Source organism: Aminobacter aminovorans (assembly GCF_900445235.1).
Lineage (GTDB): Bacteria > Pseudomonadota > Alphaproteobacteria > Rhizobiales > Rhizobiaceae > Aminobacter > Aminobacter aminovorans.
The window spans coordinates 2,480,862-2,502,861 of the sequence record NZ_UFSM01000001.1 but is presented as its reverse complement, the minus strand read 5'-3'; the positions used below and the strand labels follow the sequence as shown (position 1 = coordinate 2,502,861).

The following is a 22,000-nucleotide window of genomic DNA, read 5'->3' as shown; positions in this document are numbered from 1 at the left end:
GTTGGTACCTCCGGCTGGAAACGCGGGCTACGCGTCACGCGACTCAAATCAGGAAACGCTTTAGGTCAGAGAATCAGAGACTTGATTCCGTGGCAAGAGCCGATTGAAATTCGTTGCAATTTCATGACCAATGCGGCCTCCGATGACCTGCAGGATGACCACTGGAAAAGGCGGAATTCAGGTCGCAAAAAGGCCCCGGCGAGGATGCGCCGAGGCCTTTTGACAATCGTCGTTTCAGGTGGTTTTGATGCGCCCGACAGGCCTGCCGGATTGGTCGCCGTTAGAGCAATTGCCCCAAGAATTCCTGCACTTCGTGGCCAGGCTTGAAGTGGCCGAGGCGTTTGATTTCCCACTGCAGGCGTATGCCTGAATTCTCGAGCACGCGGCTGCGCACGGTCTCGCCGAGATACTCCAGATCGTAGCCGGTGGCGTTACCGGTGTTGATCATGAAATTGCAATGCAGCGGCGACATCTGAGCGCCGCCGATCATCAGTCCGCGGCAGCCGGCGTTGTCGATTTCCTTCCAGGCCGAGGTCCCCTCGGGATTCTTGAAGGTCGAGCCGCCCGTTTTTTCACGGATCGGCTGCACCGTTTCGCGATGATGCTGGACCGCATCCATCGCTGCCTTGATTGCGTCCTTGTCCTCGGCATACCCCTCGAAGGTCGCCGAGGTGAAGATCAGCTCGGCAGCCGCCGCCGAATGACGGTAGCTGTAACCCATGTCGCCATTGGACAGCAGGTGCAGATCGCCCTTGCGATCGAGCGCGCGGACCTCGACGACGCGTTCGCGCGTCTCGACGCCATTGGCACCCGCATTCATCCGCAAGGCGCCACCGATGGCACCGGGAATGCCATGGTAGAAATGGAAGCCGCCGATGCCGCTGTCATGCGCAAGGGCAGCCACGCGCTTGTCGGGTGTCGCAGCGCCGGCCTTGATACCGGTCGCCGAAATCGCCTCGGCCTCGCCAAAACCCTTGGCAGACAGGCGAACGACGAAACCCGGAATGCCCCCCTCGCGCACCAGAAGGTTGGAGCCGATGCCGACGACCATCACTGGGATTTCTTCAGGTACCGCCTTCAGAAAGGCAGCGAGATCCTCTTCGTCGGCAGGCTGGAACAGCGCCTGGGCCAAGCCACCGGCGCGAAACCAGGTGATCTTTTCCATCTCCGCGCTGGGCGTGATACGTCCGCGCAGGCCGGCAAGCCGGTCGCCCAGCTTGGCAATGAGCGCCTCGCCTCCGATCACGATCCGCCCCCCGCGAGCTCGCCCGGCAGGGCGTAGGCCCATTGCGTGATGTTGCCAGCGCCGAGATAGACGACGAAGTCGCCCGGCCTAGCCAGTTCGCGCACGATCGGCGCAACAGCGGCAGGGCCATCGATATGGCGGGCGTCACGATGGCCGCCGGCACGAATGCGCGCGACGAGCGTCTCGGAATTGATGCCATCGATCGGATCTTCGCCGGCGGCATAGACAGGCGCCACCATGACGGTGTCGGCGTCATTGAAGCAGGCCGAGAAATCGTCGAACAGGTCACGCAGACGGGTGAAGCGATGCGGCTGGGCAATGGCGATGACGCGGCCGGCGGTGGCCTCGCGCGCGGCGCGCAGCACCGCCTTGATCTCGACCGGGTGGTGGCCGTAGTCGTCGAATACATCGACGCCGTTGCAGGCGCCGGTGTGGGTGAAGCGGCGCTTGACGCCGCCGAACGACAGCAGCCCGCGCTTCACGGCATCGGGCGTGATGCCAAGTTCGGTGGCGACCGCGATGGCAGCGGTGGCATTGGAAACGTTATGGCGGCCCGGCATCGGCAGGCGCAGACCCTCGATGGTGGTCGCGGAAGCCGACTTGCGGTTGCGGATGACCACGTCGAAGACCGAGACGGCGCCTTCCATGCGGTGATTGGTGAAACGCACATCGGCCTGGGCGTTCTCGCCATAGGTGATGACGCGCCGGTCCTCGATATGGCTGACCAGCGCCTGTACCTCGGGGTGGTCGGTGCACATCACGCCAAAGCCATAGAACGGCACGTTCTCGACGAATTGGCGGAACGCCTCGCGCACCTTGTCGAAGGTGCCGTAGTGGTCGAGGTGCTCGGGATCGATGTTGGTGACGACGGCAACGTCGGCCGGCAGTTTCAGGAAGGTGCCGTCGCTCTCGTCAGCCTCGACCACCATCCACTCGCCCTCGCCCATGCGGGCGTTGGTGCCGTAGGCATTGATGATGCCGCCATTGATGACGGTCGGGTCGAGCCCGCCGGCATCAAGCAGCGTCGCCACCATCGAGGTGGTCGTGGTCTTGCCGTGGGTGCCGCCGATGGCGACCGCGTTGCGGAAGCGCATCAGTTCGGCCAGCATCTCGGCACGGCGCACGACCGGCAGCAACTTCTCGCGCGCGGCCATGAGTTCCGGATTGGTTTTCTTGATCGCGGTCGAGACAACGATCACCTCGGCGTCGCCAAGGTTCTCGGCCTTGTGGCCGACGAAACACTCGATGCCCTTTTCGCGCAGGCGCTGGACGTTGGCGCTTTCGGACTGGTCGGAGCCCTGCACCTTGTAGCCGAGATTGTGCAGCACCTCGGCGATGCCGCTCATGCCGATGCCGCCAATGCCTATGAAATGCACGAGGCCGATCGTCTGCGGCATCTTCATGGCCGCACTCCCTTCCTGAATTCCGCAACGGGTATTTTGGACGCAATAGCCTCTGCGAGGTCGGCGAGCAACCGTGTGGCATCCGCTTTGCCGACTGACTTAGCGGCAGCCGCCATGGTGGCCATGCGCGCCGGATCGTCCATCGCGCCGCCGATCAGGTCGGCAATACGCTCCGCCGAAAGTGTTGCCTGCGGGTGCACCTCGCCGCCGCCGGCCGCGGCCAACCGCGCTGCATTGGCTGCCTGGTCGTGGTCGAGCGCGTAGGGATAGGGCACCAGAAATGCCGGACGGCCGATGACCGCGATCTCGGAGACCGTCGAGGCGCCCGAACGCGAAATCACCAGCTGTGCCGCCGCCATGCGCTGCGCCATGTCGCCGAAGAACGGCGACACGTCGGCAGCGATGCCGAGCTTGGCGTAAGCCGCCTTGACCTTGTCGGCGTCCTCGACACGTGCCTGCTGAGTGACGCGAAGGCGCTTGCGCTGCGCTTCGCTCAGCAGTGCTATGGCACCGGGAACCGCATCGGAGAAGAACTGCGCGCCCTGGCTGCCGCCGAAGACGAGAAGGTTGAAGGCATCCGAGCCCGTCGACACCGCATAAGGCGTCTGTGCTGCCTCGATCACCGCCGGCCGCACCGGATTGCCTGTCACGACGACCTTGGCGCTGTTGGCACCCGCATTCTCAGGCAGAAACCCGCCGGCAACCGCATCGACCTTGCTGGCGAGCGCCTTGTTGGCACGGCCCATCACGGCGTTCTGTTCATGGACCATAGACGGCACGCTGCGGCGGGTTGCAGCATAGAGCGGCGGCAGCGTCGGATAGCCGCCGAAGCCTATGACGACCGAAGGCTTGATGGCGGCGATGACCTTCGAGGCCTGGCGTACGCCGCGCCAGATGCTCCAGAAGGCGCGCAGCAGCGCAATCGGGTTCTTAGAGCCGATGGTGGACGACGAAATCGGATGAATGGCCGCAGCGGGGAACTTGCCGGCGAAGCGCTCGGCACGGTCGTCGGTGGCGAGATGCACCTGCCAGCCGCGCGCGGTCAGTTCATGCGCCAGCGCCTCGGCCGGAAAGAGATGGCCGCCGGTCCCTCCGGCGGCAAGCATGATAGTTCCCTTGGCCATGTTATTCGGCCGGAACCGCGTGGCGCGGCATGGCGGAGAACCCGCCCGGCCTGAGCTTCTCGGGCTTCTTGCGGGTCAAGGACAGCACCATGCCCATCGAAATGGCGATGGCGATGAGCGACGAGCCGCCATAGGAAATGAAGGGCAGCGTCATGCCCTTGGCGGGCATCAGCTGCAGGTTCACACCCATATTGATGACCGACTGGAAGCCGAAGACGACGACGAGGCCAGCCACCGCATAACGGGTAAAGTCGTCATGCTCCCTGAGCGCGGTGCGCAGGCCGCGCAGCACGATGAAGGCGAAGATCGCCATGATGATCAAGCACAGGATAATGCCGAACTCCTCGCCGGCGACAGAGAAGACGAAGTCGGCGTGGCTGTCAGGGATGACGCGCTTGACGGTGCCCTCGCCCGGTCCGACGCCGAACCAGCCGCCATTGATGATGGCGTCGCGCCCCATATCGACCTGGAAGGTGTCGCCTTCGCCGGTCAGGAAGCGATCGATACGACCGGCGACGTGGGGAAAGATGGTGTAGGCGGCGAACAGGCCGGTGGCGCCGACCACGCCCAGCGCGATGATCCAGAACCACGACATGCCGGCCATGAAGAACATCACGCCCCAGGTGCCGAGAACCAGCATGGTCTGGCCAAGGTCGGGCTGCGCGACCAGCAAGGCGACGACCAGGCCGAGCAGGATCATGGCAAACAGGTTGCCGGGGATGTCGGGCTGGCGGTCATGCTCGGCAAACAGCCAGGCGCAGATGACAACGAAGGCCGGCTTCAGGAACTCGGAGGGCTGGATCGAGACCCCGGCCAGCGACAGCCAGCGCCGCGCGCCCTTGACCTCGACGCCGATAAACAGCACGGCGACCATCATCACCAGCATGATGCACAGCATCACCAGCGCCATGCGCCTGATCTGCCTGGTTTCGAGGAACGACACGGCGATCATCACCGCCAATGCCGGGATGGTGAAGATGATCTGGCGGGTCGCGAAATGGAACCCGTCGAGGCCGATGCGCTCGGCGACCGCCGGGCTCGCGGCGAATGAAAGCACGATGCCCAGTCCCATCAGCGACAGGAATGCCGCGAGGAACCATCGGTCGACCGTCCACCACCACAAGGCGACGGGACTTCTGTCGAGACGGCTGGCCATTATCTTGCCCCTCCGATAGCGCTGACGCCATCAATAGCATTCACAGCTTGCCTGAAGGCTTCGCCGCGAATTTCGAAATTCTTGAACTGGTCAAAGCTGGCGCATGCTGGCGACAGCAGCACCACCGCCTCGCTCGTATCGTCCTTGGCGGCATCCTCGGCCGCATGCTCGACGGCGGCAGCCAGCGTGCCCGAGATTTCGTAAGGCACCGCTTCGCCAAGCGTCGCGGAAAACGCCGGAGCGGCCTCGCCGATCAGATAGGCCTTGGCGATGCGCGGGAACAGGCTGCGCAGTGGCTCGATGCCGCCTTCCTTGGGCAGGCCGCCCGCTATCCAGTAGATGCGTGGAAAGCTCGACAGTGCGGGTGCCGCGGCGTCGGCGTTTGTCGCCTTGGAATCGTTGATGAACAGGACATGTCCCTTGCGCCCGACCTGCTCCATGCGGTGGGCAAGACCAGGGAAACTTTCAAGACCGGCCTGGATCTCACCGAGGTCGAGCCCGACCTTGAGGCAGGCAGCAACAGCCGCGAGCGCGTTCTGGGCGTTGTGCTGGCCACGCAGCGAGCCGATGCCTTCGAGGAAGGCGATGCGGCTGTAGCGGCCGTCGATTGCTTCCATCAGGTCGCTGCCGTCGGCGAAGTAGCCGTCGGTCAAAGGAAGACGCTTCGAAATGCGCACGACCTCCTTGCCGACGCGTTCGAGCCTGTCGGCGATCTGGGCGCAGTAGATGTCGTCCACCCCGATGATGGCGGTTTCGCTGCCGGCAACCAGGCGCTCCTTGATCGAAGCGTAGTGCTGCATCGTGCCGTGACGGTCGAGATGGTCGGGCGTCAGGTTGAGCAGCACGCCGGCGGTCGGATTGATCGAGGGTGCGAGGTCGATCTGATAGGAAGAGCACTCGACGACATAGTGGCGATCCGGCTGCGGCGCATCGAGCGTCATCACGGCGCGGCCGATATTGCCGCCCATCTGCGTGTCGCGGCCCGCCGAATTCAGGATATGGGCGGTCAGCGCCGTCGTCGTCGACTTGCCGTTGGTGCCGGTGATGGCGATGAACGGTGATGTCCGCGCGGTGGCGATGCGCTCGCGCGCGAACAGCTCGATGTCACCGATGACCTCGACGCCGGCGCCACGCGCCAGTTCGACCGTCCAATGCGGCTTGGGGTGCGTCAAGGGCACACCCGGCGACAGCACGAAGGACGCGATGCCGGCCCAGTCGGCGCCGCGCAGGTCGCCGGTCGCAATGCCCTCCGCGGCAGCTTTCGCCACGCTTTCGGGATTGTCGTCCCAGGCAAGCACGTCCGCCCCGCCTTCCGCGAGCGCACGCGCAGTCGCGATCCCCGAGCCGCCGAGGCCGAAGAGCGCCACTCGCTTTCCCTGAAATGACGTCGCGGGGATCATGGGAGCCTCAGCGCAGCTTGAGGGTGGAAAGACCGATCAGCGCCAGGATAACAGCAATGATCCAGAAGCGGATGACGACCTGGCTCTCGGTCCAGCCGAGTTTTTCGAAATGGTGGTGGATCGGCGCCATGAGGAACACCCGCTTGCCGGTCATCTTGAAGAAGCCGACCTGGATGATGACCGAAAGCGCTTCCATCACGAACAAGCCGCCGACGATGGCCATGACGATCTCGTGCTTGGTGGCAACTGCAACTGTGCCGATCAGGCCGCCAAGCGCCAGCGAGCCGGTGTCGCCCATGAAGATGGCGGCGGGCGGCGCGTTGAACCAGAGAAAGCCGAGGCCGGCGCCGATGACGGCGCCAAGGATGACGGCGAGTTCGCCGGTTCCGGGCACGAAGTGGATCTGCAGGTATTCGGCGAAGACCGCGTTACCCGAGAGATAGGCGATGACGCCGAACGATGCCGCCGCGATCATGATCGGAACGATGGCAAGGCCGTCGAGCCCGTCGGTCAGGTTCACCGCATTGCCGGCGCCGACGACGACGAAGCAGGCGAAGGGAATGAAGAACCAGCCGAGATTGAGCAGGAAATCCTTGATGAAGGGGAAGGTCAGCGACGACGAGAAAGGCGCCTGGCCGTTGCGCATGATGACCCAGGCGGCAATGCCGGCGATAACGAACTCGATGCCGAGGCGCGCCTTGCCGGAGAGGCCGAGATGCGACTGTTTGGTGACCTTGAGATAGTCGTCATAAAAGCCGATGGCGCCAAAGCCGAGCGTGACGAACAGCACCACCCAGACATAGACCGACGTAATGTTGGCCCACAAAAGCGTCGAACCGACGATGCCGCAAAGGATCATCAGGCCGCCCATGGTCGGTGTACCGGCCTTCTTGAAGTGCGTCTGCGGACCGTCGGCGCGGATCGGCTGGCCCTTGCCTTGCCTGAGGCGAAGGGCGTTGATGATCGCCGGCCCGAAGATGAAGACGATCAGCGCCGAGGTGATCAACGCGCCGCCGGTGCGGAAGGTGATGTAGCGGAAGACGTTGAAGAACGACACCTTGTCCGCAAAGTCGACAAGCAAAGTTAGCATGCGTATCGGTCCCCCGAGACCTCGTCAGGTCGGTGTTGTGTTGCCGGCCTCAGCCGGGAATGTCTTGATGAGCGCTTCAACCAGGCGATTGAAGCCGATGCCTTTCGACGACTTGATCATGACCGCGTCGCCGGGCTGCAGTGTCGTCAGCAGCACGGATTTCAGCTCTTCGACACCGCTGCGATACTCAGCCCTGAACCCCGCGGGCAGCGTATCGGCAAGCGCTTTCATTTCCGGCCCCGCCATCAGTACTATGTCGGTCCTGGTCGAACCGATCAGTTCGGCAAGTGCCTGATGCAGCTTGGCCGAATGGCTGCCGAGCTCCAGCATGTCGCCGAGCACGGCGATACGCCGGCCCGCGCCGTGGATCGGCGTCGCGTCGAGCAACTCGATCGCTGCCTTCATCGACGCCGGATTGGCGTTGTAGCTCTCGTCGATCAGTATGATCGGCCCGTTCGGCAGTTGCAGGATGTGGCGCTGGCCACGCCCGCTCTCCGCCGTCATCGAGGCGAGTGCCGTGGCAACCGTTGGAACGTCGGCGCTGCAGAGATGGGCGGCCCCCAGAACGGCGAGCGCGTTCTGGACGATGTGACGTCCGGGCGCGCCGATACGGGCGGGCACGTCGCGGCCGCCGATACGCGCCACGATCATCGAATGATCGGCTTCCAGCGTGCATTTCAACAGCCGGAAGTTGGCGCGGGCGTTTTCGCCATAGCTCATGACATTGTCGATGCCGGCGGCGCGAGCGAACTTTTCCAGCAGCTTGAAGCGGCCGTCGTCGCGGTTGAGCAGGACCGCCCCGCCCGGCTCGACGCCTTCGAAGATCTCGGCCTTGGCCTTGGCGATCTCGTCGAGATTGCGGAAGAAGCCGAGATGGGCAGCAGCGATCAGGGTGACGATGGCGATATGGGGACGAACCATACGGACCAACGGGCTGATCTCGCCTGGGTGGTTCATGCCGATCTCGAAGACCGCGTAGTCGCAATCCTCGGGCATGCGCGCCAAGGTCAGCGGCACGCCCCAGTGGTTGTTGAAGGATGCGGCCGACGCATGCACCTTGCCGACCGACGACAGCGCATGGCGCAGGGCTTCCTTGGTCGAGGTCTTGCCGACCGATCCGGTCACCGCGATGATCCGTGCCCGCGAACGGGCACGCGCCGCGATGCCGAGTTTCTCAAGTGCCACCAGCACGTCTGGCACGACGATCATCGGCGCGGTCAGCCGGCCCAAGGCGGGCAGCTTGCCTTCGGCAACGACAAGCAGGCCGGCACCCGCCTTGATGGCAGCGGTGGCGAAGTCGTGGCCGTCCATCGCGTCGCCCTTGATGGCGAAAAAGGCCTCTCCCGGCTTCAGGCTGCGGCTGTCGATGGAAATTCCCGAGATGCCTTCCGGCATCTGGCCGAGCGGGCGGCCACCTGTCGCCTCAACGAGCGCGTCGGAGGTCCACAACAGGCTCATGCCGCAACTCCGGCAAGCGCGTTGCGGACTTCTTCGTGATCGGAGAAATGCAGCGTTTCGGCGCCGATCGTCTGGCCTTCCTCGTGGCCCTTGCCGGCAACGATCAGCGTGTCGCCGGCATGCAGCATGCCGACGGCTTCGTGGATCGCCTGGCGGCGGTCGGCGATCTCAATGGCACCAGGTGCTGCCGCCATGATCGCCGCGCGAATGGCGGCAGGCACCTCAGAACGCGGATTGTCGTCGGTAACGATGGTGACGTCGGCGAGCCGCGTTGCGATCTCGCCCATGATCGGGCGCTTGCCGCGGTCGCGATCGCCGCCGCAGCCGAACACGACGATGACGCGGCCGGTGGTGAACGGCCGCACCGCCGCCAGCACGTTTTCGAGCGCATCGGGCTTGTGAGCGTAGTCGACATAGATCGGCGCACCTTGCGCCGTGGTGCCGACGAGGTCGAGACGGCCCGGCGCGCCCTCGAGATGTTCGAGCGCAGCCAGTGCCTTGGCGACGTCGGTGCCGGTGGCGATCGCCAGGCCTGCGGCAACGAGCGAGTTGGACACCTGGAAGTCGCCGGCCAGCGGCAGGTCGATTTCGTAGATAGTGCCGCCGCATTCGATTTCGGCGCGCTGACGGTGGCGTTCGTGCTCGACCCGCTTGAGGGCCAGGAACTGGCCGTTGCGGCCGACGGTCAAAACGTCGAGGCCGGCGGCGCGTGCCGCAGCGATTGTCGGCTCGGACCAGGGATCGTCGGCAAAGACGATAGCCGGCGCGCCCTTGGGCAGCAGCGTGTCGAACAGGCGCAGCTTGGCGCGATGATAGTCCTCGACCGTCGGATGGTAATCCATGTGGTCGCGGCCGAGATTGGTGAAGCCGGCGGCGCCAAGGCGCACTCCGTCGAGACGGCGCTGGTCGAGACCGTGGCTGGACGCCTCCATCGAGGCATGGGTCACGCCTGAGGTGGCGAGTTCGGCGAGCAGTTTGTGCAGCGCGACAGGATCGGGCGTTGTCAACTGCCCGTACTCGACGCGTCCGGGCGCAACGACACCTGTCGTGCCGATGCTGGCGGCGGCAAAACCGGCATGCTTCCAGATCTGGCGGGTGAAGGCGGCAACAGACGTCTTGCCGCTGGTGCCGGTAACGGCAACCATTGTTTCTGGCTGGCTGCCGTAGAAACTGGCAGCGGCGAGCGCCAATGCCCGGCGCGGATCGTCCACTGCGATGACAGGCAAGCCGGCGGAGAAGAGGTCGGCGCCCTTGGCCGCAACCACTGCCACAGCGCCGCGCCTGGCCGCATCGCCGGCATAGGTGGCGCCGTCCGCCTTGCTGCCGGAAACGGCAAAGAAAAGGATCCCCGGCGTCACCTGCCGCGAATCCGACGAAACCCCGCTCACCTCGACATCTCTGGGCAGAACTCCGTCGACGGGCAGGATACCAGCAAGGTCTTCTATTTTCATCGAGTTCCGTTCGTCACTAAACAATCGGGGCGCTGCTGCGCGCCCCAGAATCAAGGGTAGGAAGCCACCGTTGCCCCACCTTCTTGGCCGAATTCTGGCTTCACGCCAAGCAGAGGCGCCGAGCGCCGGATAATGTTAGCCACCATTGGCGCGGCATTGAGGCCTGCGGTCGCCGACATGCCCGGCTTTTCCGGCTTGGGTTCATCGACGATGGTCAACACCACATATTGTGGATTGTCCATCGGAAAGGCCGCGAGGAATGCATTGAAGCGTACGTCGGACGAATAGCGACCGTTGATGACCTTCTCGGCGGTGCCGGTCTTGCCGCCGACGCGATAGCCTTCGACCTGCGCGCGCGAGCCCGAACCGCCCGAGCCCTTGGTGGCATTGAGCTTGTAGAGATACCGCATGTCTTCGCTGGTCTTCGGATTGATGACCTGCGTCGAGGCTGCCTCGGCTTCCGCCTCTGTGCGCATCAGGAAAGTCGGCTCGATAAGCTTGCCGCCGTTCATCAAGGCGGCGGCGCCCACGGCCGTTTGCAGCGGCGTCGTCGACATGCCGTGGCCGAAGGAGATCGTGATCGAGTGCACTTTCTTCCAGACCTTGGGCTCGGTCGGGCGGGCAACCTCGGGCAGCTCCGTCTTCATGCGATCGAGAAGCCCCAGGCGCTTCAGGAACTCGCGATGGCCTTCGATGCCGACAACATCGGCTTCGCGTGCCGAGCCGATGTTCGATGAGTAGATGAACACCTCGGGCACGGTCAGCACCCTGCCCTTGCCGTGGAAATCGCGGATGGTCTGGCGCCCGATAGTGATCGGCCGCCGCGCATCGAAGGTGCTGTCGAGCGTCACCTTGCCCGAATCCAGCGCCATGGCGGTGGTAAAGCTCTTGATCGTCGAGCCCATCTCGAACAGGCCGGCCGACATGCGGTTCAGCCGATCCTTGTCCTGGGCGTTGTATGGATTGTTGGGGTCGAAATCGGGCACCGAACCCATGGCCAGAACCTCGCCGGTCCTGACGTCGAGCACGACGGCCCCGGCGGCAACTGCCTTGTACTTCTCCAGCGCGGTGACGAGTTCGTCGCGAACGATGTGCTGGACGCGCAGGTCGATGGAAAGTTTGACCGGCTTGAGGTCCTTGGCGATCGCGAGGCCGGATGCCTGGAGATCAGCGAGCCCCTGGTCGTCGATGTACTTCTCGAGGCCCGATATGCCCTTGTTGTCGATATTGGTCAGGCCGATGATATGCGAGGCCGTCTCGCCGCCAGGATAGAAGCGGCGCTTTTCGGTGCGGAAGCCGATGCCCGGAATGCCGAGCTGCATGATCTCGGCCTGCTGCTTGGGCGTCAGCTGGCGCTTGAGCCAGACAAAGCCGGTGCCGCTCTTGAGCTTGAGATAGGTCTGCTCGACCTCGAGGTCAGGCAGCACCGTCGAAAGCTTCTCGATCGCCTCGTCGGCGTCGACGATGCGGCGCGGCTCGGCGAACAGCGACGCCGTCTTGATGTCGGTGGCAAGCACTTCGCCGTTGCGGTCGACGATGTCGGGACGCGATGCGGTGACGCGCGATTCCGGACCCGTCGACGTCTCGGGGTCCTGCATGCCGAGATAGACAAGGCGTCCGGCGATCGTCGCATAGATGCCGAAGAACACCGCCATGGTCATGACGACGCGGTTGCGCGTGCGTCCACCGGTCGCCTTGCGCGCGCTGTCGACGACGATCGAGGCCTTGCCTTCGCCGTTGCCGCGCTTCCTGCCAAGCACGCCGATCATCGGGCAATCCCTCCGGTCAAGGTCTGGTCGGGCGCTGCTTCGGCAACGCCGCCGAAACGCTCCGCCGTGATGTCTTCGATGGTCAGCTGACGCACCGGCAGGTCGTTGAGGCCAACGATCTGGCGTGCATCCACCGGCTGGAGCTTGAGCTCCGTCTCGTAGACCTGCGACAGCTTCTGCAGGCGCGAGGGCTGGGTGAGCAGGCTCCAGTCGGCCTTCAAGAGGTCTATCGTGTCTTCCTCGAAGCGGATTTGTGCCTCGATCTTGTTGACCGCCTTGAGCTGGTTCTCGGCCTCGTCCTTGGTTTTGTAGGTGAACGCCGCGGCGCCAACCATGACGGCGATCAGCACGATGTCACTGGTGCGGAACATGGTTCACCTTTCTCCCGACTGGCTGACGTCGGGAAGCTTCGGAAGCCCGAAAATGGAAAAGTCTTCCGCGCGTGGCGCAGCCGTGGTGCGAATGGCTGCCCTGAGCTTGGCCGAACGCGAACGCGGATTGATTGCCGTCTCGGCATCGCTCGGCCCGACAGCGCCGCCGGCCTTGTCGAAGGTCGTGGCGATGGTCTCGAGTTCCGGCATGTAGCGCGAGCGCGACGGGCTCGACGAGCGGTCGGTGATGAAGCGCTTGACGATGCGGTCTTCGAGCGAGTGGAACGTGACGACGACCAGCCGCCCGCTCGGCTTGAGCGCGCGCTCAGCGGCAAACAGCGCGCGTGCCAGTTCGCCAAGCTCGTCGTTGACATAGATGCGCAGCGCCTGGAACACGCGTGTCGCCGGATGGATCTTGTCTTTCGGCGCCCGCCCGATATGCGTCTCAATGGCGTCGGCCAGGTCGAGCGTGCGCTCGAACGGGCGGCGCTCGCGGCGGCTTTCGATCATGCGGGCGATACGCCCGGCATGCCGCTCTTCGCCAAGGAAGCCAAAGATACGGGCGAGATCGCCAGCCTTGAAGCGATTGACCACATCGGCGGCACTGGCGCCAGCCTGGGCCATGCGCATGTCGAGCGGACCATCGGCGCGGAAGGAAAAGCCGCGCTGCGCTTGGTCGAGCTGCATCGAGGACACGCCGATGTCGAGCACGACACCGTCGACAAGTTCGACATGCTCGTCGAGGCTGGAGAACGGCGCCTGGACGAGGCGGAGCTTGCCGTTCGACTGCACTTCGAGCTCGCGCCCGGCAGCAATGGCGTCTGGATCGCGGTCGATTGCCACAACCGAAGCGCCGGCCGCGAGAATGGCCTTGGTATAGCCGCCTGCCCCGAAGGTACCGTCGACGACCACGTCGCCCGGCTGCGGATGAAGCGCCTTCAGAACTTCGGCGAGGAGGACCGGAATGTGGCGGGCCGGTCCGCCGACAGCAAGATGGTCATCGCCGTGGCCAGCCGTCATTCCGGTCGCTCCCCAGGCTTCGTCCCCTGCCGAAGCTTCAGCAGCCGGGCACGCACGTCCGCGCCATGGCTGCGCAGCCGCTCCGGCTCCCACATCTGAAAAAACTGTCCGCGCCCGACAAAGGCCACGTCGGTCGTGATCCCCGTATGCTCGCGCAGGAAATCCGAAACGGAAATGCGCCCATCCTGGTCGAGCTTCAGGAAGGTGCTGTCGCCATGAATGAAAAAGGACATGTCGTCCGCCGTCTGCAGGAACGGATCTTCTTGGGCAATGCGCTGCTCGTATCGGTCGAGCAGATCGAGCCCGCCGACATCCAGCGCCGGCACGTCGAGTGCCCTCAGCGCATAGAGCTCGGCATAGCCGCGCTTCTGCAATACGGCACGGAAATGCGCCGGAACGGAGACCCGCCCCTTCGCATCGATCCTGTTCACCGCATTTGACAGAAATCGATCCATCGACTGATCCGGCCACTTCCGTGGCCGTGCCCCCCTTAGTCATGCCGTCCGAACCCCGATGGCCCGGATCAATCCCAAAATGCCTCCGTCGCAGGGCCAGTGCGCTCCGACCTGCAGCCGCCGCTGCTGCCGGATCGGCGAACGCCTTACCCTTTACTGGAACGAAATCATGGTTACCGATTTGGGATAACATGGGGTGATATGGGCGTCAACGGGAACTGGGTACACTTGGCCGTCGCCAGCGCCCTTTCGGACCCTTTCGCGGCTTCCCGATTTTTATGATCCCTTAAGGCTAACGAAGTCTTACGTGGCCCAACGCCCTGGCCCGGTTTCCGTCTTGCCGCGCAAGGACCTAGCCCCTAGCGTTGAGGTGTCGTCTGCATTGCCAGGGAGAGACCTGAGATCATGTCCGAGACCATGAAGGCCCGCGCCGCCACCCTCGCCCATCTGCGCCGCTCCAAGCTTGGCGTCGGCGACCCGATCCCGGTGCCGCTGACCATGGCCTCGATCTATCACGCACCTGGCGACGCCACGGGCTTCAACCAGTATGGCCGCTTCAGCAACGCCAACTGGACGGCCACCGAAGACATGCTCGGCCACCTCGAAGGCGCACCTTGCGTGGCATTTCCCTCAGGCATGGGCGCCATTTCGTCCGCCTTCTTCGCCCTGCTCAAGACCGGCGACCGCATCCTCGTGGCCTCGGACGGCTATCATACGACGCGCATCCTTGCCGATCGCTTCCTCGGCGCCTTCGGCGTCAAGACCGACGTGCGGCCGACGGCAAGTTTCCTCGATGGCGGCTTCCAGAGCTATCGCCTCGTCTTCGTCGAAAGCCCGTCCAACCCGACGCTCGACATCTGCGACATCGCAGCGGTAGCGGAAGCCGTGCACAAGGCCGGCGGACTGCTCATCGTCGACAACACGACGATGACGCCCTTCGGCCAGCGCCCGCTCGACCTCGGCGCCGACATCGTCGTCGCCGCCGACACCAAGGCGCCCAACGGCCATTCCGACGTGCTGTTCGGCCATGTCGCAAGCCGCAACCCTGACATCATCGCCGCCGTCACGGAATGGCGGCAAAATGCCGGCGGCATCCCCGGTCCATTCGAGGCGTGGCTGGTGCATCGCGGTCTGGAAACGCTGGAACTGCGCTTCGACCGCATGTGTTCGTCGGCGGAAATCATCGCTCCGCGCCTGAAAGCCCATCCTGCAATCAGCGGCCTGCGCTATCCCGGCCTTGAAGGCGACCCGTCGCACAATCTCGCCCGCGTCCAGATGGACCGCTTCGGCTTCCTGATCAGCTTCGACCTCGGCTCCGAGGAACGGGCGGAAAACTTCATCAATGGCTGCGAACTTATGCATTCTGCCACCTCATTCGGCGGCGTGCACACAGTTGCCGAACGCCGGCTCCGCCGCGGCGACGCGGTCACGCCCGGCTTCGTTAGGCTGTCGGTCGGTTGCGAGCCGGTGGAGGAGCTGTGGGCCGCGATGAAGGTCTCGCTGGATCGGATTGGAGGTTAGGCGTTTTTCGTCGGAAAACGTCGCCAAGCGTGCAATGGGGCGCATTTCTGGATCGAAATGCGCGCAACGCGTCCGAACGCCTTGATCTGTCAGCAAAGAGGCAAGCGCCAGCTGGCCTGTAAGCCGGGTTCTGTATGGCCCCCGCGCCTTGCGGCACGGGAACGTGGCGACCATTCTTCTTGGACGCATGTTGCCATGCGCCTCACGCAACCTACCCGGGCGGTGAGCCGGAAACAGCCCTGAGGGTTTCCCCTCGCACCACCCCTATTCGGTTTTGCTCCCGGTGGGGTTTACCGTGCCGCTTCTGTTGCCAGTCGCGCGGTGGGCTCTTACCCCACCCTTTCACCCTTACCGCGGAAACCGCGGCGGTTTGCTTTCTGTGGCACTTTCCCTGGGGTCGCCCCCGCCGGCCATTAACCGGCACCGTGTATCCATGGAGCCCGGACTTTCCTCACCCGCTGCCTTTCGACAATTGCGGGTGCGGCCGCCCGGCCAGCTGGCAAGGCGTATAGAATGGTTCACACGGCAAAAGGCAAATGAAAACATTCGCCTCCAGAGCGCCGTGAATCCGAATGAACGCACAAAGAACGCTCCGATTGCTGAAACTGCGCCTCGTGCTTTACGAAAATCGCTTGCGATTTCCGTGCCGATCCACCGGGAACCATTCCTTCGTTGAGCGGTTAGCCGCCGATGCGGGCCTGGACTTTCTTGCAATAGGCGGCGGAAATCGGGTTCATGCGCTTGGCGCCGTGACCGGCATTGTACCTGAGGATCGTGCCGCAGGTGGTGCCGCCCGAAAGCTCATGCGCCTTGGCGAGGTACTTGAGACCGAATTTGATGTTGGTTTCCGGATTGAACAGGCCCTTGGCCGAACCCGAGTAGCCCATCATGCGTGCCGTAGCCGGCTTGATCTGCATCAGGCCGATTTCCCCGGCGCTGCCACGGGCGTTCGGGCGATAATTGCTCTCGACGCTGATCACGGCATGGGCAAGCGACACCGGAACGCCATAAGTCGAGGCATAGCGGGCGACAATTTCACCGTAGGGCGCATTGGCCTTGGCCGCCTTCGCCGTCTTGCCTGCCTGTTCCTTCACGGTCTTGGCACCCTTGGCACCGATCGAAGCAGTCTTGAAGTTGTCGATCGCAGCTTCCTTCTTGGCGCTGCAGCCGAAAAGATAGGGGCAGTCGTCGATCTTGTTCGCCTTGGCCGCGCTGGCTTTCTTGCTGGTTTCGATGATCGCCTTCGAGGCTCTGACGGCGCCGTCCTGGGCGTGAGCGGCAAAAGAGGTCAGGCCGGCGGCAAATGCCACCGTTAAAACGGTCAAATTCTTCATGTTGTCCTTGTTCTCGAAACAGGCCGAACGACAGCCGTAAGCCATCGCGCAGCATCCCTTCCTAAACGCCGGAGGGCCCTCTTACGGGGCATGCAGACTTAGCCGGCGCCTTGCACGGGAATGCATGTGACGGGGGAACTGGCGCGAAAAATGGCCGGACAAGTCACAATAGGTGACAGGTTGTAATCTGGCGAATCACCAACCCTGGGCTAGTCAAGCCCGTCCGGAAGCGCGGCAAGCAGCCGCCGCAGCGTCGAAAGCGTCGATGAATCGACGATGCCATCGACGCATCTGGTGCGGAAATGTCGTTGAAATGCTTGAACAGTTACCGCTGTCTGGGCGTCGAAGCGCCCGGTGATCTCGACACCGTAGCCGTAGAGCGCAAGCATCGATTGCAGCTCTTCGACCGCAGCGCCGGCGTCGCCCGGTTGCAGCAGCGCATGCCCGTTGCGCGGCGAAGGTGCGACCCAATGACCTATGCCAGCCTGTGCCAGCATCCGCCATGAAAACTTCTCGCCGGGGTCGACCTTGCGTCCCAGGGCGACATCGGAATGCGCCAAAACGCGCTCCGGCGCCACATTGTGGCGGTAAACAATGCCGAGGCAGAGCTCGATTACCGCGCGCATCTGGCGCTTGGGAAACGAGCTGTAGCCAAGCGCATGGCCCGGATTGACGATCTCGATTCCGACCGAGCAGGAATTGATGTCGGTCTCGCCGAGCCAGGAGCTCTTGCCGGCATGCCAGGCCCGGTCGCTCTCGCGCACCATCTGAACGATGCGCCCGTCCTCGTGCACCAGATAGTGCGACGACACTTCGCTTGCCGGATTGCACAGCCAGGACTCGGCGCCGTCACCGGTTTCCATGCCGGTGTAGTGCAACACGATCATGTCGGGTTTCATTCCGTCGCGCCGCTGCCCGAAATTGGGCGAAAGCCGTACCTCGGCATGCGGTTGGTCGGGTTGAAAACCGCTCATGCGTGCCGGAGTCCCCTTTCGATCATCTCGTAGGCCGCATTGATCGCGGCGATGCGCGTGGTGGCGATCCTGATGAACTCTTCCGGCAGGCCGCGCGCAATCAGCTTATCGGGATGGTTGCTGGCCACAAGCTTGCGGTAGTGTTTGCGCACATCTTCGAACGGCTTGCCGCGCTCGATGCCGAGCACACGATAGGGATCGGTATCGCCGAGATCGAGGTGCCGCGCCACGATGGTCTGATAGTGCACCTCGTCGATGCGAAAGATCTCGGAGACTCGGTGCAGGAAGCTGCCTTCGCACTGATGCATCATCCCGTCGGCCTTGGCGATGTGGAACAGGCCGTCGAGAATGTCTTCCAGCATGCCGCAATTGCTGTGCCCCGAACCGCACAGCTTGGCCATGCGCTCGGCATAGAACTCGAAGCCGGCGACGTCCTGCTGGGCGATGTCGTAGAGTCGCGCCACATCGCGCGCGTGCTCTGGCGGCACGGCGAATATCTCGTAGAAGGCGCGAACCTCGGCCTGGGAGACGACACCGTCGGCCTTGGCCATCTTGGCCGACAGCGCAATCATCGCCACCGAAAACGCCACCCGACGGCGGGTTTCCGCATCTCCGGAAAAGACGGTGCGCACGGCTTCCACGACGTCCGCGACGCCATTTGCCGCCGACGCAGAGATACGTGCGATGAAGTCGCCGAGACGGTCCCAAATCGACATGGCCGCTTCTTAGGATGAAACATTCGCAAATGCGAGATGCCATTGCGCGCGCGGCATAACTTTGTCGGCAACAATCCGGCATCTGGACCAAGATTCTGGACCAATGGAATTTTCACGACGCAAAAGCCAAGTGTCGGTATCGATCTGCGCCATGGACGCGCGCAACACCACCCAACCGGCACACACAGCTTCCCGCGAAACGATCGGGCTTGCCCTGGGCACGCTCGGCGTCGTCATCTTCGGCGGCACCTTGCCGGCGACGCGCGTTGCGCTGGCAACCTTTTCGCCATGGTTCGTCACCCATGGCCGTGCCGCCATGGCCTCGCTGGCCGCGGCCTTGCTGCTGCTGGTCCTGCGCAAGCGGTTTCCGAAGGACGATGCGCCGGCATTGTTCCTCGCCGGCCTGCTCCTGGTCTTCGGCTTCCCGATCTTCTCCTCCATCGCCATGCAGACGGTGCCGGCCTCGCATGGCGGCGTGGTGCTCGGCGTGCTGCCGCTGACCACCAGCATCTTTGCCGCCGTCATCGGCGGCGAGCGGCCATCGGCCTTCTTCTGGATTTGCGGCGTCGCGGGTGCCGTGCTCGTCGTCACCTTCGCCATCAGCGACAGCGGCATGCAACTTTCATCAGGTGATCTGTTCCTGTTCCTCGCGGCGCTCTCGGCGAGCCTTGGCTACGTCGTGTCCGGCAAGCTGTCTCGCCGCATGCCGGGTTGGGAGGTCATCTGCTGGTCGCTGATCCTGACCGCGCCGATCTCGATTCCCGGAGCATTGTTGAGCTGGCATCCCGAGTTCGCCGCCGCCTCGTCAGCGCAGACATTTGCCTTTTTCTACCTGTGTTTCGGCTCGATGTTCCTCGGCTTCTTCGCCTGGAACGTCGGTCTCGGCATGGGCGGCATTGCCCGCGTCAGCCAGGTTCAGTTGTTGCAGTCCTTCGTCACCCTCGCCATCTCCGCCTTCCTGCTTGGCGAACATGTCGGCGCGAGAACGCTCATATTCGCTCTCGCCGTCATCGCGATCGTGGCGCTTGGCCGCCGCGCCCGGGTGACGCGCTAAGCTCGACACAAAAGAAAAGCCCGGAGCGACTGCTCCGGGCTTGCCTCCTCCCGCAACTTTACTGGGCGGGCGCAGCCGGCTCGACAGGCTTGGGCTGCATCGGTTCGGTGTTCTGCATCTCGCCACTCGTGCCGCTGTCCGGCGTCGGCGTGATGCTCTTGGTCGTGGTGTCATCTGTCGCCGGCGGCGATGCCTCGGGCGTCGCGGGTGTCGGCGTCACAGGTGCCGGCTGCTCGGTCACAGGTGGCTTCACGCTTTCGGTAGTCGTGCTGTCGGTGTTGCTGTCGCTACAGGCGGCAACGCCAAACAGCGCAATGGCGGAAACCGACGCGAGAATGAGCTTCTTCATAATGATCTCCTTTCGAGAACGGCCCGCCGAGCGGGCGTCGGAGATAAAATGCGCAGGTCCCCGCACGGTTTCGTAACGTTCGGAGTCGGTCTGTCACACAAGCACCTGTCGTGCCGCCGTCATCGCCCCGTCACCGCGGTGTCACGCCGGTACGTTACCCGCTGCGCCCAACAACGAAGCGGGGAATCGCATTTCCATGACTGACGTTTCCGGAGAACTTGTCTTTCGTCGCGGCAAGAAAGTTGGAAAGGCGGTCTACCAGAACCGCGCCCTCTCAAAGGAAGGGCTGTCCGAGCGGCTCTTTGCGCTGCTGTTTTCGGGCCTCGTCTATCCACAGATCTGGGAAGACCCCGACGTCGACATGGAAGCGATGCAGCTTGGCGAGGGCCACAAGGTCGTCACCATCGCCTCAGGCGGCTGCAATATCCTTGCCTATCTCACCCGGTCGCCAGCCAGGATCGACGCCGTCGATCTCAACGGCGCCCATATCGCACTGAACCGGATGAAATTGGCTGCCGTACGCCACCTGCCGACGCAGAGCGATCTCTTCCGCTTCTTCGGTGAAGCCGATGTCAAGCACAACTCGCATGCCTATGATCGCTTCATCGCGCCGCATCTCGATGCCTCGAGCCGCGCCTATTGGGAACGCCGCAGCTGGCGCGGCAAGCGCCGCATCGCCACCTTCGACGGCAATTTCTACAAGACCGGCCTGCTCGGCCTGTTCATCGCCGCCGGCCACCGCGTCGCCAAGCTTTACGGCGTCGACCCCGCCGCCATCATGGCGACCGGCAGCCAGCAGGAGCAGCGCCGCTTCTTCGACGAAAAGATCGCGCCGGTGTTCGAACGCCGCATGCTGCGCTTCATCACCGCGCGCAAATCCTCGCTGTTTGGTCTCGGCATTCCGCCGGCGCAATACGACTCGCTGCTGACTTCCGGCGACGGCTCGATGGCCGGCGTGCTCAAGGCCAGGCTCGAGAAACTTGCCTGCGACTTCCCGCTCGAAAACAACTATTTCGCCTGGCAGGCCTTCGCCCGCCGCTACCCGAAACCGGGCGAAGCCGCCCTGCCCGCCTATCTCGAGCAGGACAATTACGCCACGATCCGGGCCAACATCGATCGCGTCGCCGTCCACCATGCCAACTTTACCGAGCTGCTGGCCGGCAAGGATGCCGGCTCGGTCGACCGCTACATCCTGCTCGATGCCCAGGACTGGATGAGCGACGACCAGCTCAACGCGCTGTGGACCGAGATCACACGGACCGCCGCATCCGGCGCCCGGGTCATATTCCGCACTGCGGCCGAACCCAGCCTGCTGCCCGGTCGACTGTCGCCGGCATTGCTCGACCAGTGGAGTTACGAGGAGCTGGCATCGCGCGACTACACCGCCCGCGACCGCTCGGCGATCTATGGCGGCTTCCACCTTTATGTGAAGAAATCCCGATGAGCGCGCCCGAGCTTTCGGCCGGCCATTCCGGGCTGATGGACAGCGTCTACCGGCATCAGCGCCACATCTACGACCTGACGCGCAAATATTACCTGCCCGGCCGCGACCGCATGATCTCCGAGCTCGCTCCGCCCAAGGGCGGCACAGCGCTCGAACTCGGCTGCGGCACCGGGCGCAACCTGATCCTCGCTGCAAGGCGTTTTCCCGACGCCCATTTCTATGGCCTCGACATATCAGCCGAGATGCTGGCGACGGCGAGGGCATCGATCACCCGGGCAGGCCTGTCGGATCGCATATCTCTGGCGCAGGCCGACGCGACCTCGTTCGACGCCGCAGCCCTGTTCGGCCGTGCCGGCTTCGACCGGGTGTTCGTCTCTTATGCCTTGTCAATGATCCCAGGCTGGGAGCGATCGGTGTCGGCGGCGCTGTCGGCTTCAGCTGGATCGGTCCACATCGTCGATTTCGGCCAGCAGGAAGGCTTGCCCGGCTGGTTCGGCAACCTGCTGCGTGGCTGGCTGGCGCGTTTCCACGTCACGCCGCGCGAGACCATGGCAGCCGAAATCGCCGCCCAGGCCCGCGCCGCCGGCAAGAGCTGCCGCTTCATCTCGCTCTACCGTGGTTATGCCTGGCTCATCGTCGTCGGCGGCACCAAGGCATAGCTTGCG

Annotated in this window: 20 protein-coding genes and 1 other RNA gene; 4 read left to right on the top strand and 17 right to left on the bottom strand. The window is 63.9% G+C overall.

The window, feature by feature from the left end; genetic code table 11:
- Positions 1–280: 280 nt before the first annotated feature.
- Genes murB through mraZ form a run of 12 tightly spaced genes read right to left on the bottom strand, consistent with a single transcriptional unit; the run spans position 281 to position 13,943 of the window.
- Positions 281–1,246, bottom strand: coding sequence for a UDP-N-acetylmuramate dehydrogenase (gene murB / locus DY201_RS12180; protein WP_115731427.1), 966 nt, complete (start codon positions 1,244–1,246; stop codon positions 281–283).
- Positions 1,243–2,649, bottom strand: coding sequence for a UDP-N-acetylmuramate--L-alanine ligase (gene murC / locus DY201_RS12175; protein ID WP_115731426.1), 1,407 nt, complete (start codon positions 2,647–2,649; stop codon positions 1,243–1,245). The genes murB and murC overlap by 4 nt, the downstream gene beginning before the upstream one ends.
- On the bottom strand, positions 2,646–3,773 hold the full coding sequence (gene murG, locus DY201_RS12170) for an undecaprenyldiphospho-muramoylpentapeptide beta-N-acetylglucosaminyltransferase (RefSeq protein ID WP_115731425.1): 1,128 nt from the start codon (positions 3,771–3,773) through the stop codon (positions 2,646–2,648). The genes murC and murG overlap by 4 nt, the downstream gene beginning before the upstream one ends.
- Position 3,774: 1 nt before the next feature.
- Positions 3,775–4,929 carry a putative lipid II flippase FtsW gene (gene ftsW / locus DY201_RS12165; protein ID WP_115731424.1) on the bottom strand — a complete coding sequence of 385 codons (1,155 nt, stop codon included), beginning with the start codon at positions 4,927–4,929 and terminating at the stop codon, positions 3,775–3,777.
- Positions 4,929–6,329 carry a UDP-N-acetylmuramoyl-L-alanine--D-glutamate ligase gene (gene murD / locus DY201_RS12160; RefSeq protein WP_115731423.1) on the bottom strand — a complete coding sequence of 467 codons (1,401 nt, stop codon included), beginning with the start codon at positions 6,327–6,329 and terminating at the stop codon, positions 4,929–4,931. The genes ftsW and murD overlap by 1 nt, the downstream gene beginning before the upstream one ends.
- Positions 6,330–6,336: 7 nt before the next feature.
- Positions 6,337–7,419 carry a phospho-N-acetylmuramoyl-pentapeptide-transferase gene (mraY, locus tag DY201_RS12155; protein WP_115731422.1) on the bottom strand — a complete coding sequence of 361 codons (1,083 nt, stop codon included), beginning with the start codon at positions 7,417–7,419 and terminating at the stop codon, positions 6,337–6,339.
- 24 nt (positions 7,420–7,443) lie between these two features.
- A complete protein-coding gene (locus tag DY201_RS12150) occupies positions 7,444–8,877 on the bottom strand; it encodes a UDP-N-acetylmuramoylalanyl-D-glutamyl-2,6-diaminopimelate--D-alanyl-D-alanine ligase (protein WP_115731421.1) in 1,434 nt (477 codons plus the stop codon).
- Positions 8,874–10,328, bottom strand: coding sequence for a UDP-N-acetylmuramoyl-L-alanyl-D-glutamate--2,6-diaminopimelate ligase (locus DY201_RS12145; RefSeq protein WP_115731420.1), 1,455 nt, complete (start codon positions 10,326–10,328; stop codon positions 8,874–8,876). The genes DY201_RS12150 and DY201_RS12145 overlap by 4 nt, the downstream gene beginning before the upstream one ends.
- Before the next feature lie 50 nt (positions 10,329–10,378).
- Positions 10,379–12,097 carry a peptidoglycan D,D-transpeptidase FtsI family protein gene (locus tag DY201_RS12140; RefSeq protein WP_115731419.1) on the bottom strand — a complete coding sequence of 573 codons (1,719 nt, stop codon included), beginning with the start codon at positions 12,095–12,097 and terminating at the stop codon, positions 10,379–10,381.
- Positions 12,094–12,468: a cell division protein FtsL gene (gene ftsL, locus DY201_RS12135; RefSeq protein WP_115731418.1), complete on the bottom strand. Its 375-nt coding sequence runs from the start codon at positions 12,466–12,468 to the stop codon at positions 12,094–12,096. Before ftsL ends, DY201_RS12140 begins: the two co-directional genes overlap by 4 nt.
- Before the next feature lie 3 nt (positions 12,469–12,471).
- Complete coding sequence (gene rsmH / locus DY201_RS12130; protein ID WP_115731417.1) at positions 12,472–13,488, bottom strand: 16S rRNA (cytosine(1402)-N(4))-methyltransferase RsmH; 1,017 nt, start codon at positions 13,486–13,488, stop codon at positions 12,472–12,474.
- A complete protein-coding gene (gene mraZ / locus DY201_RS12125) occupies positions 13,485–13,943 on the bottom strand; it encodes a division/cell wall cluster transcriptional repressor MraZ (RefSeq protein WP_055969736.1) in 459 nt (152 codons plus the stop codon). Before mraZ ends, rsmH begins: the two co-directional genes overlap by 4 nt.
- 405 nt (positions 13,944–14,348) lie before the next feature.
- Here mraZ and DY201_RS12120 point away from each other — a divergent pair, with 405 nt between their 5' ends.
- Positions 14,349–15,464 (top strand): cystathionine gamma-lyase, encoded by a 1,116-nt coding sequence (locus DY201_RS12120; RefSeq protein ID WP_115731416.1) that lies wholly within the window; start codon positions 14,349–14,351, stop codon positions 15,462–15,464.
- A 103-nt stretch (positions 15,465–15,567) separates the two neighbouring features.
- Here the strand turns inward: DY201_RS12120 and rnpB are convergent.
- From rnpB to DY201_RS12100, 4 genes are all read right to left on the bottom strand, one after another.
- Positions 15,568–15,964: RNase P RNA component class A (rnpB, locus tag DY201_RS12115), an RNA gene on the bottom strand.
- Positions 15,965–16,144: 180 nt separating this feature from the next.
- Positions 16,145–16,843 (bottom strand): lytic transglycosylase domain-containing protein, encoded by a 699-nt coding sequence (locus DY201_RS12110; RefSeq protein ID WP_245431976.1) that lies wholly within the window; start codon positions 16,841–16,843, stop codon positions 16,145–16,147.
- 164 nt (positions 16,844–17,007) lie between these two features.
- On the bottom strand, positions 17,008–17,772 hold the full coding sequence (locus tag DY201_RS12105) for a peptidoglycan recognition protein family protein (RefSeq protein WP_115731415.1): 765 nt from the start codon (positions 17,770–17,772) through the stop codon (positions 17,008–17,010).
- Positions 17,769–18,488, bottom strand: a complete 720-nt coding sequence (locus DY201_RS12100) for a J domain-containing protein (protein ID WP_115731414.1) — start codon at positions 18,486–18,488, stop codon at positions 17,769–17,771. Before DY201_RS12100 ends, DY201_RS12105 begins: the two co-directional genes overlap by 4 nt.
- Before the next feature lie 151 nt (positions 18,489–18,639).
- On the opposite strand from DY201_RS12100, the gene DY201_RS12095 reads away from it, so the two are divergent.
- Complete coding sequence (locus tag DY201_RS12095) at positions 18,640–19,542, top strand: DMT family transporter (protein WP_115733748.1); 903 nt, start codon at positions 18,640–18,642, stop codon at positions 19,540–19,542.
- 58 nt (positions 19,543–19,600) lie between these two features.
- Here DY201_RS12095 and DY201_RS12090 read toward each other — a convergent pair whose 3' ends face one another.
- A complete protein-coding gene (locus DY201_RS12090; RefSeq protein ID WP_115731413.1) occupies positions 19,601–19,891 on the bottom strand; it encodes a hypothetical protein in 291 nt (96 codons plus the stop codon).
- 196 nt (positions 19,892–20,087) lie between these two features.
- Between DY201_RS12090 and DY201_RS12085 the strand changes: the two genes are divergently transcribed.
- Together DY201_RS12085 and DY201_RS12080 are read left to right on the top strand one after the other, a co-directional pair.
- On the top strand, positions 20,088–21,335 hold the full coding sequence (locus DY201_RS12085; protein WP_115731412.1) for a BtaA family protein: 1,248 nt from the start codon (positions 20,088–20,090) through the stop codon (positions 21,333–21,335).
- Positions 21,332–21,994, top strand: a complete 663-nt coding sequence (locus tag DY201_RS12080) for a class I SAM-dependent methyltransferase (protein WP_115731411.1) — start codon at positions 21,332–21,334, stop codon at positions 21,992–21,994. Before DY201_RS12085 ends, DY201_RS12080 begins: the two co-directional genes overlap by 4 nt.
- Positions 21,995–22,000: the final 6 nt, after the last annotated feature.